Source organism: Flavobacterium cheongpyeongense, assembly GCF_003202435.1.
Lineage (GTDB): Bacteria > Bacteroidota > Bacteroidia > Flavobacteriales > Flavobacteriaceae > Flavobacterium > Flavobacterium cheongpyeongense.
On the sequence record NZ_QJHK01000023.1, the window covers coordinates 1 to 16,098 of the forward strand.

8 protein-coding genes are annotated in these 16,098 nt (G+C 33.5%); 1 reads left to right on the forward strand and 7 read right to left on the reverse strand.

Annotated features, from left to right (window positions below; genetic code table 11):
* Positions 1-256: 256 nt before the first annotated feature.
* A complete protein-coding gene (gene cas9, locus DMB65_RS18980; protein WP_110308211.1) occupies positions 257-4,846 on the reverse strand; it encodes a type II CRISPR RNA-guided endonuclease Cas9 in 4,590 nt (1,529 codons plus the stop codon).
* A 248-nt stretch (positions 4,847-5,094) separates the two neighbouring features.
* Between cas9 and DMB65_RS18985 the strand changes: the two genes are divergently transcribed.
* Complete coding sequence (locus DMB65_RS18985; RefSeq protein WP_110308253.1) at positions 5,095-6,540, forward strand: FAD-dependent oxidoreductase; 1,446 nt, start codon at positions 5,095-5,097, stop codon at positions 6,538-6,540.
* Positions 6,541-6,751: 211 nt separating this feature from the next.
* Here DMB65_RS18985 and DMB65_RS18990 read toward each other — a convergent pair whose 3' ends face one another.
* From DMB65_RS18990 to DMB65_RS19015, 6 genes are all read right to left on the reverse strand, one after another.
* A complete protein-coding gene (locus DMB65_RS18990; protein WP_230470721.1) occupies positions 6,752-7,774 on the reverse strand; it encodes a M20/M25/M40 family metallo-hydrolase in 1,023 nt (340 codons plus the stop codon).
* Complete coding sequence (locus DMB65_RS18995) at positions 7,761-8,093, reverse strand: L-rhamnose mutarotase (RefSeq protein WP_110308212.1); 333 nt, start codon at positions 8,091-8,093, stop codon at positions 7,761-7,763. The genes DMB65_RS18990 and DMB65_RS18995 overlap by 14 nt, the downstream gene beginning before the upstream one ends.
* A 10-nt stretch (positions 8,094-8,103) precedes the next feature.
* Positions 8,104-9,147 (reverse strand): sialidase family protein, encoded by a 1,044-nt coding sequence (locus DMB65_RS19000; RefSeq protein WP_230470722.1) that lies wholly within the window; start codon positions 9,145-9,147, stop codon positions 8,104-8,106.
* Between the two features lie 183 nt (positions 9,148-9,330).
* Positions 9,331-10,902: a SusD/RagB family nutrient-binding outer membrane lipoprotein gene (locus DMB65_RS19005; RefSeq protein WP_110308214.1), complete on the reverse strand. Its 1,572-nt coding sequence runs from the start codon at positions 10,900-10,902 to the stop codon at positions 9,331-9,333.
* Positions 10,903-10,913: 11 nt separating this feature from the next.
* Positions 10,914-14,021: a SusC/RagA family TonB-linked outer membrane protein gene (locus DMB65_RS19010; protein WP_110308215.1), complete on the reverse strand. Its 3,108-nt coding sequence runs from the start codon at positions 14,019-14,021 to the stop codon at positions 10,914-10,916.
* 341 nt (positions 14,022-14,362) lie between these two features.
* Positions 14,363-16,063, reverse strand: coding sequence for a PNGase F N-terminal domain-containing protein (locus tag DMB65_RS19015; protein WP_110308216.1), 1,701 nt, complete (start codon positions 16,061-16,063; stop codon positions 14,363-14,365).
* Positions 16,064-16,098 lie beyond the last annotated feature (35 nt).

The window sequence follows — 16,098 nt, forward strand, 5'->3', positions numbered from 1 at the left end:
ATAAGCTTTGCATGCTTCATCATTTGGCAATTCTTTTATAAAGTTTAGTATGCTTTGTCCTTCAAACACTTCCATAACGTATGATTTTAAAGGCATAAAGATACAGAAACTAAATGACTAACTCAATTCTTTTTTATTTCAATTAAAAGTTCTTCTTTTGTTTTAGTAGTGAATCCACTTTTTTCAGTTTTATCAATTTTTGATTGAATCTTTTTGATTGCTCTTTTGTTAATTTTGAATGATCCATAATAACTTATTAAATTTCAACAACTCTTCCTGATGGTAAAATCTTAAAATCAATTCCTTCAATTAAAGCATTAAAATTACTTGCTTTAAACTTAATATATGGAAAATCTTTAAAACTATCAATAACATCTCCTCCTTTTGGAGTAGTCAATCCACTTTCTTTGAATTTTACTTTTTTAATTAAGCCTTTTGAATCGTAAATATTATTTTCTAAATAATGTTTATTAAGTAAATCATTCAGATTTTTAAAAAAAATAGACTTTTTTATATTATCATTTTTAAAATCTGAAAAAATATTATCCCACAAACCTAAATTTTCAATTTCACTTCTTATTTGAAATAATTTTTGTTCATTTATGATATCATTCATATAAGCTATATTTTCTGTTGAGCCTTTAGCAGAAACACAATAAGTTAATTTTATTCCATCTTTATCTAATCCTGAAATCTTGTACAGCCTTTTAATTATGCTATTAGGATTATTAAAGTTGATTTCTTCCTTTTCGTTTTTGTATAAAATTACATTTAAACCCTTTTTTAAAATTATAGGTTTATTATTGGATTTTAACAAATCAAACCCTGTTTCTAAATGCTTTTCAGGAATTAAAGAAATAATATTTTTTCTTCTTTCATTTTTATTTTTTAATTTATAATAATAACCAGCATCCATATAATTAATTAATTCAAAAGCCCTTTCCGTATTTCCTTTTTTATCTAACCCTTCATAAATTGCCATTGCAAAATTTTCCTCATTTAATCCATAAACCATTTGTTTGTGTTCGTGACGTGATTTTGACAATAAACTATGCTCCTTAATTTCTAAAGGATTTTTAACTGAATTAGCGTAAATTCTAACTTTGTTAATGGAAATTTGTTTTTCTTCGTTCATCCAAACCTTTTCATTCTCGGCAATTTTATTTTTCTGTTGCGCATTGGAAGAAAGTAACAAAACTTTATTTGCAATGGCTTTTTTTACTTTCTCTTTTACAGTTTCATCAACAATGTTTTCAATATCGTTGGCTTTTAAACTTTCTAAATCTTTACGGATAACATAACGAATTTCATCAGTTTTTAATGGATTTTTAATTGCTCCATAAATACTATCCTGATGCAAAGAACCTCTTACTGTGTCACCTTGATGCAATCTTGGGATTTTTTCTCCTTTATCATTTACCTTATAGATTATTTTTCCATTAGCATCTTTTTTTGGTATTGCTTTTCCTTTTGCATCACGCTCTATTTCAGCTACATATTGCTTTTTCCCACGAACTCTAACAATCTTTTTAGACTGCTTTTTAACATTATCGGGTGTGAAATGGGAAACCAAAATTTCATCCTCAATTTTCAGCAAATCTTCTTTGAAGGTCTTCCAGGGTTTTGCTTGTTCTATTATAGCTTTTGCCTCTTTTTTGTTTTGCTCGTCTTCCAATTTCCATGCGTGAGCCAAAACATCGTATTTGTCTTTGGTCATACAGGCAATCGTTATGGCATCAATTGTATGGTGTGTATGTTTGCTTCGGTCTTTTTCTTTGTATTGCTTGAATCCGTTTTCATCAATATAACTTTCCTGAATTCCCCATTGTTTTCTAAATTCGGCGACCATTCCACCTTTTACACTTTCCACTCTTTTAAAATACGATTTTAAATAAGCTTGCGCATATTTGGTAATAATTCCTGTATCCGGGATTTGGCTGTTTTTGAATCCAACCTTTGGTTCTTTCCAAATAAATCTATCATATTTTCCTTGAAGATAATCTCGTTTCAAAGTCAGGTAATGCCTTCTTCGTATTTTTTTGTCTTTTATTTCTTTTGTTGATGCTGCTTTTATGGAACGGCTAATTATCTCGATTTCTCTTGATAAATTATCTGCTTCTTCTTTCCAATGCGCAATTCTTGGTAAAATTTCCAAATGATTACTTAACTCAATTGGCATTTTTTGCTTTTTTATTTCTCTGTTAAACCTCTGACTACAAAGCGTTTTATTCATTTGAGAATTATCCTGTGAAATACTTCTTGGAATGGTATGCTCTATATCATAAGCAGGATTACTCCCTATTATATCACATATCCGTATATTTTTGCCTTGTTCGTATATCTCACATTTATCTTGCTCAATCCAAAGCTGATATCTTAGAATATCGTCTTCCGTTGGTTCTACTTCTTTACCACATTCATCCAAATACAATTTCTTGATTTCTTTTATGGCATTGTCTCTGAAATCTTTATTCTCCTTTTGATAATCCTGAATTCCCTTTCTTCGATTGGCATCATTCAATTCACGAGCCATCTCAATGTGAATTTTTGTGTTTTCGTCAACTTCACCTTCAAGAATAAGCGTATTCAAAACTTTTCGCAATTGATGCAAAGCTCGCATTGCCATAGGATTTTTAATGGATGAAGTCAAAGGACTTCCTAAAACTACTTTTTCATTTCCAAACTCATCTTTGATAATTTTCTTTTTGAAAACCTCGATATCTGATGGATGATATAATTTTTTAATCTTTTTTTCATCAGAACAGTAAACCACTGCATCATTATTGTTTCCAAGTAAAAATTGAATTACTTTTTCATCTAATCTTGGAATAGGCAAAAACTTTCTTTCCTTATCATACTTTTTAATTTCCTCAATATAATCCAAATAAACTTCCTCAATAAATAATTCATTTATTTCTAAGTCTTCCCTTTTTTTAATTAAGTTTTCAATTGCTTTATCAAAATCTGATTTAAAAATACTTTTTGACTCTTCTGAATAAATTTCTCCTTCAGATTTACTGTTTTTAATTAAGCCATTAGCAACATTCAATATTTCTCTTTCAAAAACATCATTTTTGATAATATTAAAAATTCCATTTTTTACAATGTATTTTTCTTTTTCATCTTTCCAAATTTCATCATCAATAACGTTTTCGATATTTGCCATAAAAACAGCATGAGAATACAAAAGTCCTTCTTTAATGTAAGGAAGGATTTTAGTAATTGCTGACAAACTCAAACTGGCAAAATCCTTTTTTAATTTGATTTTACTGAATACTTTTGCATTTTTATCATCCAGTTTCAATTTCTCTTTTGCATATTCATACAAATAAATATCCGAAGTTGAGATAGAAAGCAAATGCCACAAATCCCTGTAATTAACCGTTTTAGTTACTTCTTCTTTTTTAGCATTTAGTGTTTGATACGTGAATGTTTTTGTTTTCCAATCGTCCCCGACAGTATTTTTCAACGAAGCTGAAACCTGGCAAGCAGAAACAGTATCAGTTGATTTGTAGTTAAACCAATAAAAATACTCGTTCTTCTTTGAGGATTTATAGAAGCCAAAACTTGCTCCTTTTTCAATAAGCTCTTTGGCTAAAACTTCAAAATTAAAATCGTTTTTTCTGTAGAATTTCGGAACCAATTTCAATTTTTCCTCTTGTGTCAAAAAACGCAATGTTTTTTCGCTTTGGGTTCCAATTTTTATGGTATTCAAATAAGTCCACATTCTATATTCCTCAAAATCCGGATGCGAAATAGCACAGCGGGATTTACTGGTTTCAAAAGAGCACTTTCCAATTAATCCTTTTTGAGATTTTAAAGGTCTTTGAAAAAAAATGGCTTTGTATAAATCTTTGGCTAAACCATCAAATTTCTTCTCAGGCAATTGCTCTTTATCACTAATGAAATCTATTCCCTGAACTTTACAAATCATTATGAATTCTTCAAGATAATGTTCTTCTCTTGAAGTGTATTGATTTCTAATTTTTTCTTTGTTATATAAACTGAAAAAGTATTGACCTAAAGTTTTAAAATTACCATCAAGCATTGCTTGAGAAATATCTTTTATTTTCCCTTTTACTTTTCCTAAATCTTCTTTTTTATTTAGCCTTGCAATAAGTTCTTCTTTACATTTCTCTACATTGTTTTCATTTTTCTTCGTTATGGCAACCAAGGAATTATAAAGTGTTTTTAGTTTTTTTTCACCTTCATCTAAATCTTTTTTAAAAACTCCTTTTTCAGCTTCTTCAATTATCCCTTTATCAACATAATAACTTTTTAACTCATTAAGAATTAGCTTCGAATCATCTAAATCTTCAATCAAACTTTGGATTTGAGGATTATGCTCTTCAAAAACACCTTCAGCAGATTGATCTAAACGATTGCTCAAAAAACCTCTTCGTTGCGCAATATGATAGAATCCGCGACCTAATTCAAACAAAGAAACTTTTTGTTTGCTAGCTTTATCTCTAAAAAAATAAGGATTGATGTTTTCTGCTTCATCAGTACGTAACCATTTTAAAAATTCAGGATTAAGAGGATATTTTTTAAAACCGGATTTTTTCCATTCTTCCACTTCTTCAATTGAAAGTGGACACATTCCATTTAAGGAAAGAACTTTTAGAGTTTCGTATTTTCTTAATTTTCTCCGGTATTTAATTTTTCTTGCGCTTCTGTATCCTGTTCGTTCAGCAGCACGGGAACTTTCTATTCCTTTTTCAGATTTTACTCCTTCTGAAAATATTCTGACTCCTTTGTCTATAAGAGAAAAATCTGTTCCATCTTTATCCACTATCGCCCATCCAATCGAGTTAGTCCCTAAATCTAATCCTAATATTTTTGCCATTTCAATCTATATTTTGTAAGAATTTTTAAATCTAAGAAAAAAAAATTTAACCTCTTTACGGTTTTCCTTATTCAAACCAAACTATTTTTTATTTACATTTGTCCTGATTAAAATTTCTAATCTTTAATCTTATCACAATAAGGCTATATGCCGTAGATGTAAAATCTTTAGTCCTGCTTCGGTGGGACTTTTTTTTTATCTTAACTTTGCAGGCCTGCAATAAGCAGCCAAATAGCAGAACTAAAAAAGTGGAAAACAAACCCGCAAGCTGGGCTATCTGTCAGGAATGTCAGGGACGTGGTAAAAAAAGCCGAAGAATAAGCAAAAAGGTACGGTTTCAATACCAGATCGCATTAGAAGAATTTGAAAAAATGCAGGGCGAAGGTACAGCTCCCCTTCGTCCTAGGGCAAACCTGTACGTATGCCCCAACTGTAACGGATCAGGGTTACTGCCTGCTCCCAACCCTCCCGAGGCAGACAATGAAAATTATCCGCACGTTGCTATTATTGGAGGCGGTATAGGCGGAATGGCTCTTGCGGTCGCCTGTCTGCACCGCGGGATTCCTTTTACACTCTACGAAAGGGATCAGGACTTCAATGCCCGGTCTCAGGGTTACGGACTCACTTTGCAGCAAGCCAGTAAAGCAATTCAGGGATTAGGGATTTTCTCTTTAATAGAAGGGGTAATTTCAACAAGACACCTCGTACATAGTCCGGAAGGGACAGTAATTGGGGAATGGGGAACCCGAAAGTGGATGAAGACGGATATAAAAACGTCGCCCAAACGCTCTAATGTGCATATTGCAAGACAATCTTTGCGTTTAGCGTTGCTGGAACAGCTCGGAGGAAATAATAATGTACGATGGGGACATCAGTTGATCGATTTTAAAGAAGATGAAGGTGAAGTTGCGCTGCACTTTCAGGTAAATGGGAAGATAAAGAAAACCAAGGCTGACCTTGTGGTTGGAGCTGACGGAATTCGCAGTGCGGTACGAAGACTGCTCATTGGTGAAGGGAATAGCCCTTTACAATATCTGGGCTGTATAGTAATATTAGGTATTTGTCCACTCAGTTCCCTGCATGATCTTAATAGTCCTTTACTGGACTCGGCTACTGTGTTTCAAACCGCCAATGGCAACGAGCGAATCTACGTTATGCCTTATGCCTCAGATGCAGTGATGTGGCAGCTTAGCTTTCCAATGCCTGAAAAAGAAGCCAAAGCATTAAGCTCGAAAGGAGCTCAGGCTCTCAAAGATGAGGCTTGCCGCAGAACCCAATGGCACCATCCCATTCCGCAGATTTTAATGGCAACACAGGAAGACCGGATTTCTGGTTATCCTGTTTATGATCGTGCATTACTCACACCTGAATTATTTGAAAGATCTGAAAAAATGACCCTGATAGGAGATGCAGCACACCCAATGAGCCCGTTTAAAGGACAAGGTGCAAATCAGGCACTGCTCGATGCACTTGCTCTTGCCCGGGCGATTTTTAAAGGATGTAAGCCTTTGTCTAACTGGAGAAAAGCAGGAATAAGAAAAAGTGTCCTGACAGGGTTTGAAGCCGAAATGTTAGAACGAAGCGCAACAAAAGTACAAGATTCCGCAGAGGCTGCACAGTTTCTCCATTCTGAAATTGTACTTCATGAAAGTGATGCGCCCAGAAGATGGTTTGTAAAGCAAAAAGATTCTTAATAATCTGTAACGATTTGGGTGTAATTCGTTTTGGACAATAATTTTCGTCAGTTTGGGGTATTCTATTGGAAACTCTCCAGATAACCAGACAGATAATAAATTGGATAAAAAGAGATCCCAATCATCTTAAACTTTTTGTATGATGTATTTGGATATATGTCTTGGAGAACGACTTTCAAAATCATACCATCGAGCCTCCACTAAAAATTAGTTAATCCTGAATAATAAAATTCAGTTGCTGCGGATTATTGGCAATTGCTATTAAAACATTGTAAATATATTGAGCTACCAAAGCACCTCCCTGTGTGTTTATTAAATCACTATCGTCTTCAGGAGTATGATATTCAGGGTGTCCTCCTGTATGAAATCCTACTGCAGCTATAGACGATTTATAAAATGAAACATGATCAGATCCTCCAACTTCTCCGGCATGCACAACAGGATTGAGATCACTGCCTTCTCCTAATTTTTTCATTAATGCTACTCCATTTGGAAAAGTTCCTGCGCCTCCCATATAAAGCTGCTTCTCCTGATTTAGTCTTCCCACCATATCCATGTTTAACATTACTTTTACAGCATCTTTTTCAACCGGTAAGTGTGACACAAAATATTTTGAGCCTAACAGTCCCTCCTCTTCCCCGCTGAAAGAAATAAAAATGATACTTCGTTTGGGTTTCAGAGACATTTTTGATAATTCTTCAAGTATGCAAAGCAGTGCGGATACGCCGGAGGCATTATCATCTGCTCCGTTATGAATTGCCTCTACTTCCTTTTTTTTACTACCTGAGCCTTTTCCTCCCCATCCCCAATGGTCATAATGAGCCCCTATTACAATAAACTCTTTTTTAAGTTTTTCATCTGATCCTTCTATATAACCTACCACATTTTGTGTTGCAACACTATCTGACTTCACTTTATTTATGCCTTCTTTTACCAATAAAGTAAAAGACTGATAGTAGCTTTTGCCGAATTTCTTAAGTCCATATTTTTTAAAATGTCTTTTAATATAAGCTGCTGCGTCATTATTTCCTTTTGTACCCGGAAAACGACCTTCCATCTTATCAGCAGAAAGGTATTTATCATGTTTGTAAAATGTATTGGCATTAATACCGCTCTGGGCATTAATAGCAATAGTATAAAACAATACACTAATGAAAAAGAGTTTACATTTTAAGTTTCTTAAAAACATCATCATTCCTTTTTTTAGGTAAATTTCAATATTACTTAAGTTCAAAAATCTTATCCATTAACCTCCACTTTTCGCCCGGTTTTGAACCCGGTAGTGCTTTTTGAAATTTCCACATCAAGGTTTCCCACTCCTGTACTCTTAAATTTGCGGCATCTAATCTTGCTTTTTTTTCAAAAGAAAAATCGGTATCAGCCTCTATAATCATAAATAAACGATCGCCAATAGTATAAATTTCAAGATTTTTTATGCCCGATTCCTTTATGCTTTCCTGAATTTCTGGCCAGACATTTTTATGAAACTGAATGTATTCAGCGATCAGATCAGGATCATTATTTAAATCTAAAGCGAGGCAGTATCTTTGCATAATTTTTTAGTTATTTGTTTAACTCAAATATAGTATGTTTGATAAATTTTCGGTCGTAGGTGTACAAAATGTGAATTTTTTTGTCTGTAGTCTGGATAATTGCCGGATAACTGAATTCGCCTTTTGGCTGGTTTTCCAGATCAAATATTTTTTTCCAGTTTACACCATCTGTTGAATATTCTACATCAAGTATATTTCTTCCATTAAACCAGTCTTTTCCCATTTTCAAAGGATTGTTTACCAATAAAAAAGAATCGTCAGACAAGGTCACTGCATCTACTCCTGAGTTGGAATTTACAACATTTATGCTATCTGTTTTCTGCCAGCTTTTTCCGCTGTCTTCAGACCAGGATGAAATCAATTTGTTATGTCGGCTTCTGCACAGAATCTGGATTTTTTGATCAGAATGCACTAAAAATGCAGGCTGGATTATATCAAAATTTTTCTTGTCGTTGATATTTGTAATCGTCCAGCTGTCATTAGCTTCTGTATAAGTTTCTATAAAAACCCTCCATTTATTATCATCAGTACTTTCGGTACTGCTACCGCACAAAATAGTCCCTGGAGTTATTTCAACAGGTTTGTTTCTAATGGGTCCCAAAATCCCTTTTGGAAGATATTTGGCTTCACTCCAGCTCTTTCCGTCATCTTTAGAAACCATCATGGCACCAAACCATTCTCTCGGATTTTTGCCAACTTTATAAAACAAGTATAAATTTTGAGCCTTACTTTTAAATAAAACCGGATTCCAGCAAGGCAGGGTATCGCCTTCTTTAATCAGCGGTTCAATGAGCTTTTTAGGACCAGACCATTTATTTTCTTTATAAGATGAAATATAAATACCGACATCTTTGGCTCCTTCATATTTTCCTCCAAACCAGGCAGCCATTAATTGATTTGGGCTAATTTCAACCAATGTTGAGGCGTGGCTTGCATTTGTTACGGGATTTGCAGCAACATATTCCTGAGTGCTATTTATCGCCTCAGGATGCTTTTTTAATGACGAGCAGGAAAAAAAAGCTGCAACTAATAAAAAAGATATTGGATATTTCAATTTTAAGATCATTGTGCATTGTAAATATTAATTATAAAATATTCTGTATTAAAAACTTAGAACCGTATTTTACTTTTATTATTTGAATTGGCTGTTAAAAACGTGGTATAAAACAAAAGGAGAGTTACCTCTCCTTTTGTCATTCAATAAGTAACGAATCTCTTTATCTTACTTGTTACATTTTTATTTAGTATCCCACCAAAGAGGAGTATTCCCTTTATCAGGGCCACCAAGCGCTGTTACTGCACTATTAACTGCATCTAAATTGGTACTATACTCATTAGGTAAATAGGTTATTCGTTTCATTACTCCGTAACCAATTGTTGCATCTAAAGTAGTAAGTAATGGGTATAATATATTTGCATCTGTTCTGCGTAAATCAGACCATGCCTCCCATGATTCCGGAAAAAGACCTAGATATTTTTGAATCGCAATTTGCTTTTTTTGTGCAGTTACAGTTCCTGCCCATGCTACCGGTACATTAACAGGAGGTGTAGGATCTGCATATAAACTTCCAAATACAGGTACGGCACCTGTTGTAGCACCAGCTATATAATCATTAATTGCTGTATTATCAGTAACACCCCATTGTTGCAAAGACAAACGAATACCGTCTTCATAAAGAGCTTGGGCTGTTCCAGACATATTCCAGCCTAATAACACTCCTTCAGAACGGTTAAAATTAGATTCTGAAGCTACCATCACTTCTATATTTTTTGTAACGTTATCTGAAAATGTAGTGGTTTGATTTGTACCACTAAAATCTTTGCCTTGCCATGTAATTGCTGATCCAATACCGTTTGGTAAACCAACATATTGATCTTTATAAGCCGAAGTTGCATCACTAACGGGAGCAAACCAAATTTTCATCCTCGGATCATTATACCCTTTAAGAATACTTTCCATATCAGCAGTCATATAAAACCCCCAATATTTCATAATATCTACAAAATTATTGTAAGTATCTTTAGTTACTTTGTAAACTGCACTATCATCATTTGACTGCATAACACCCGCAGCTACAGCAGCCTCTGCCTGTGTTTTTGCCTTTGAAGCGTCTCTATCTGAAATCCTTAAGGCTAAACGTAATCTCAATGAATTACCAAATTTTCTCCATTTATCAACATTACCACTATATATAGCGTCATAATCTTTAAATATACCAACAGTAGATTGAGATGTACTACTTAAAGTTGTATTGGCAGCTTCTAAAAGCTTGAAAAAATCAGTATACATTGCTTCCTGAGAATCATAAGCTACAGATGCTCCTCCAAGACCAGCCTGAGAGTAAGGAACAGGTCCCCATTCGTCTGTAAATCTATGAAACATATATACTTTCCAAATATCCAAAATAGCCTTTGCCTCTGCATTACCTTCAGAAGCTTTATAACTATTTAATAAAGAAGGAACTGCAAGAGTATAAAATCTCAACCAGCCTCTACTTCTCCATCCATCATTAATCCCGTTGGCATCAGTAGCTGCTGCCCATCCAGGCGACATATAGTGGGCAAATGTCATAGAATGTAATGCAGTTGCGAGTCCATATGTCCCATAATCATCATCTGGAAGACTCCATGAAGCATTACCTGTACCTTTATATAAGGCATTAGCAAAAGCAGGTCCTGCCAATGTTGCATCTAACTGATCAGATGTAAGTGTATTTGGATTTGTATTGGTTTCATCAAAATCCGAAGTACATCCTGTTACTTGAAACAGAAAAACGATTGCAAAAAATTTGATTATATTATTTTTCATGTTTTATTTTTTTAAAAGTTGAGTTTCGCATTAAATCCAAAATCTCTGGTAGTTGGAATATTGTAAGATTCGATCCCTTGAAGGTTTCCAACACTTACACCTTGTTCAGGATCAAAGTATTTCGCTTTATTCACAAAGAAAAACAGGTTTCGCCCAACAATAGACAAATCAACACTGGTAAAAGGAGAATTTGTTAATAATTTACTTGGTAGTGAGTATCCCAAAACTACTTCTCTTAATCTGATATTTGTGGCATCATAAACAAAGTCCTCAGCTGATTGTGGATCTCTGCTTGCTACTTGTGACCAATAATTTTCAGCAGTAATTGATGTTGTATTTGGCGAATAAGTACCATTACCGTTATCAACAACTCCATTAACTACAAAACCATCTCTTCCGTTTAGTGTAATATCACTTACACCAGCACCAGCCATTCTTGCCTGAGAATATGAAATTACATTACCACCAATGCGAAAATCTACAAGAAAACTTAGACTAAAATCTTTGTATTTAAATTTATTTTGTAAACCTGCAGTCCAGTCTGGATTAAAATTACCAGCAAGAACACTAAATCCTGAAGTAAACAACGGCAAACCTGTTGTAGCATTCACAATAACTTGCCCATTATCATTACGTTGGAAACCACGAATATACAAGTCACCATAATCCCCTCCTTTTTTAACAATGGTTTGTGCTAATCTTTCATAGCCTGTAGCAAGATTTAGCTCATTACGACCTTCAAAAATACTTAAAACCTTAGTTCTGTAAGTGGCAAAGTTAGCAGTTGCATCCCATGAAAAGTTACTATCATCAAAAATATTTGCATTCAAAACCATCTCAAAACCTCTGTTTTGAATTTCTCCACCATTAACTACTTGCTTAGAATAACCTGATGATTCAGGAACATTTATAGTAAATATCTGGTCTTTAGTATTTGTTTGAAACCAGGTAAAATCAAAACCAATTTTATTATTGAAAAGACGTGTATTCAAACCAAATTCCTGTGAAGAAGAAATTTCTGGTTTAAGATTAGGATTGTTAAGTAACGTAGAAGATTGTACTACCCCACCGTTAAAACCATAATAAGTAAGCTGATTAGCTAAAAGATATGGGTTTGTATCATTTCCTACCTGTGCATAAGATCCTCTTACTTTTAAGAAGGAAAGCACATCAGATTTAATATCAAAAATATCAGAAAGAATACCTGTTAAACCTACAGAAGGATAAAAGAAAGACCTGTTATTTGCAGGCAAAGCAGATGACCAGTCATTACGCGCAGTAACATCTAAATATAAATAATCTTTATAAGAAAGTTGAGATGAACCATATAATGAATTGATTTTCTTTTCACTATAATCAGGTGTAACAGTAGTAGTCTGAAGGTTTGTTAATGCAAAATAGTTTCTTCTGCTCAAAGTGCCTCCACTGCTTAATCCATCTCGTTTTTGAACTAAAGCATTACCTCCCGCATTAACATTTAGTCTAAAATCTCCAAATTGTTTTTTATAAGACAAAAGGAAGTCAGAGTTTAATTCTATATTTTCCGAAATTGATTCAGAATAGCTACCAAAATCCTGATTAAGTATTGAAACTGCTGCATAACGGGCAACTTTAGCTTTATTTGTAGCCTGATCAATACCAGTTCTTACCATTAAACTTAAATCACTAGTAAGATCATAAGTCAATGACGTAAAAGCAATAATCCTGTTTCTCTCGTCTGCTCTTAAATTTCTTTTAGCAAGCCAGAACGGATTGGATCCAAGTGTACTTAATACATCTCCATTTATATAATTATATTGTATTTGACCTGCATCATCAATATATTCGAAATCTTTATATTGATTGTAAGGTAAATTTCTTGGCATAGTATAAAGTGCTTCGCCAATTGATCCTTCACCTGCACCTACAGCATTTTCAATTTTTTGATTAATATAATTTACTTTGGCATCTAATTTAAACTTATCAGTCAAAGCACTCGTTAAACGTAAATTGAAATTATGTCTATTTAAATCATTTCCTACTATGATTCCTTTTGCATTAGTATTTGTATAAGAAAAATAACCCTGAGTTTTTTCATTCCCCATTGATGCTGTAAGGTTTTTTGATAAACTGTAACCTGTCTTAAAAAAATCTGTAGCATTATTTTGCTGTGGTGTAAATGCATAAGTAGCAGGTCCGGCATAATCAGGATTAGCCACAAGCTGCCATGCCGCAACTTGCTGACCTTCCATTTTAGGCCCCCAGCTGGTTACAGAAGCTGCATTATAAACACCTGCACTTCCTTGACCATATACATTTTGCTGGTTTAATAAATTATAGGCAGAAGAAGCCATAAAGTTTGAAGATACAGAAATACGAGCTTTTCCATTGGTAGATCCTTTTTTAGTAGTAATAACAATAACACCATTGCTTGCACGTGAACCGTATAATGCAGCAGCAGACGGTCCTTTCAATACGGTCATAGATTCAATATCCTCCGGATTAATATTTGAAATACCATCAAAACTGGTTGTCCCCCCAATATCAGTAGAAGGAGAAGAAACCGTATTATCCATAGGAATACCATCAATTACAAATAGCGGCTGGTTATTTCCTGTAAGCGATCTGTTACCTCTAAGTGTAATCCTAGAAGAACTTCCAACACCAGTACCAGTAGTAGAGAAATTAAGACCTGCTACTTTACCTGAAAGTGAATTGGCAACGTTAAGTGATCTGGCCTCTGAAAGTTCTTTTGTAGAAATTGTCTGTGCAGAATACGTTAAAGCCTTCCTTTCTTTCTTTATACCTAAAGCAGTTACAACCACCTCTGCTAATTGCTGGTTATTCGCACTTAAAGTTACATTAATTGTAGTTGATCCTGAAACTGAAATTTCTTTAGTAGCACTACCTACATACGTAAATACCAAAATTGCTGATTGATTAGGAACACTAATACTGTATTTCCCATCAAAATCTGATGATGTACTAGTTCTGGTTCCTTTAACATTCACATTTGCTCCTGGTATTGGCATTCCGCCTGCGTCTGTGATTGTTCCTTTTACTGTCACTGTTTGAGCCTGAAGATTCTGAAAACCAAACAGGAAAAACAAGAACAGTAATTTTAGTACGTTTTGATTCATAGTTTAATTGTTTTTGAGTTAATAACATGTTAAATTTAAGAATCGGTTTTGTTAACTAAATGATTATTTCGACAAATAACATCTTTCAAAAGGTGTTGGGTAAAATTTTACTCAGAACCCTTTATTTTACTATTAAAATCCCTACTTTTTAAGTGATATACATTATAAAGCCCTGCTATTTATTAAATTGATAACAGAATTCGAATCCATACATCTAAAAGACTAAATATTTTTCGATTTTACATTAATAATGACCTAATATAGCACTTTAAATTTTACTTTTTTGTGAATCTGCAGAATTCCTCCAGCTATGAGTTCAAAGTCATATTATAAAAATATTTTTATTCAACATTCAAATTAGTCAATTGCCCTACCAGAACTCCTGAAACATTCCAATGGTTTGTACTGGGACCTTCATTGGGACCTTGTTCTATGACTACCTCGATTACATGATTACCTTTTGGTAATTTATTTAGTGAAATAATATAAGGAATAGTTAAGGTTCCGGGACACCAATTTGACCGGCTTAAATCACTGGAAGATAAACCATCGGCAAAATTACCCGAAGCAGGATTAGATAATCGATATGTACCACAATCTGTTCGCCATGGAATACTTTTAAAAACTTCCTGACCATCAACAAATATTTTATTCATTCTTGGTACAAACTCATCCCCTTTTTCCCATCCGCCATGACCTGTAGTGGTATATAAAAGCTGCAGGTTTTGTACCTCCTCTTTTATTTCAAAATTCACTTTCAAAGTATCATTAGCAAAAAGACCTCCATAATTCTGACCAGACATTTCCATTGTGTTGACTGTCGAAAATAAAGGGTTTATGTACTTTTTTGTATTTGGTTTGTTCTCATTATTCATTAATGGATAGGCATCAAGTTCAAGACTTATTATATGCCCGCCAACATCATAATTACCAATAAAAACACCAATCCAGATTTCGTCTTCGTCAGTAGGAATAAGAGAACTTACATCTTCTTTATAAACAACTTCTTTTGCCCAGTTATAATTGTTTATTTTTCGTTTATCATTAAAATAATGAACTCCAAATGGTGTAAAAAACCTAAGTATTTCGATTGCCGGCGTATAGTCTTTTTCTTTTTTAATTCCCTGATATTTGTTTTTTTTATTATCTGAATAAATTGGTAGTTTATCTAATCCATGTAAATAAGCATCTAATAACGTAGTACTATTTTCCTCTTTTTTTGCAGGAATAATGAATACTGAACCAGTTCTGTCATACGCATCCCCATTTGAGCTGCAGGTAAGTTTTGCAAAAATGGCATTACTGTTTTTTAATTCCGGAGTAATTTTTATTTTTTTGAGTACTACGCTCCCTTTAGAAAAATGATAAACCTTGTCTGCAATAAGGTCTTTTTCATTTGGAATTGCAGTATCAGGATTAAAGTTTAAATTTTCATTCTCAAAAACAGGCAATTTAGTATATCTGGAATTAATGATTATCTCTTCAAATTCTGACTTATCCACTAATACTGCCTTGTCATCATAATTAAGAAGTGGCTCATAATTTTTGAGTTTAGTGATAGAATTAGCTGTCAAAGTCTGGTTTCCATTATAAACCATTTGCAGTACCAGTGCATTTTTACTGGGTAAATAATTACTATTTGGAGTTCCTTTTACTGCGGTCTTTTCGGTATACCAGACATCAATTCTATTTGAAAAATACGAAAAAGAAACGTGCTGACAATTATATCCTAGTATGACACGGGTATCATTTTCTTTTTTAGGAACAGGCAAACTGTCAAATGGAATTATTTTTTTGAAAATAGTATTTCCATTCTTAATGGTGCTAATGTTACACTTGTTTTTTAAATCGATGTATTGCTGTATTTTATCCGTTGGTTTTGATAAAAAAACTATTTGATTATAGACATAGATTGAAATACGCCCGTCTGATTTTTTTTCGTTTTGAAATTTATCATATTCGATTTTATATACTTCTGATTTGGTTTGGGCAAGCAGTTGTAATGAAAAAAACAACAATAGGAGACTATAAACATTTCTCATGTATTTACAAATAATTTATTTCTGTTCTAAAAAAA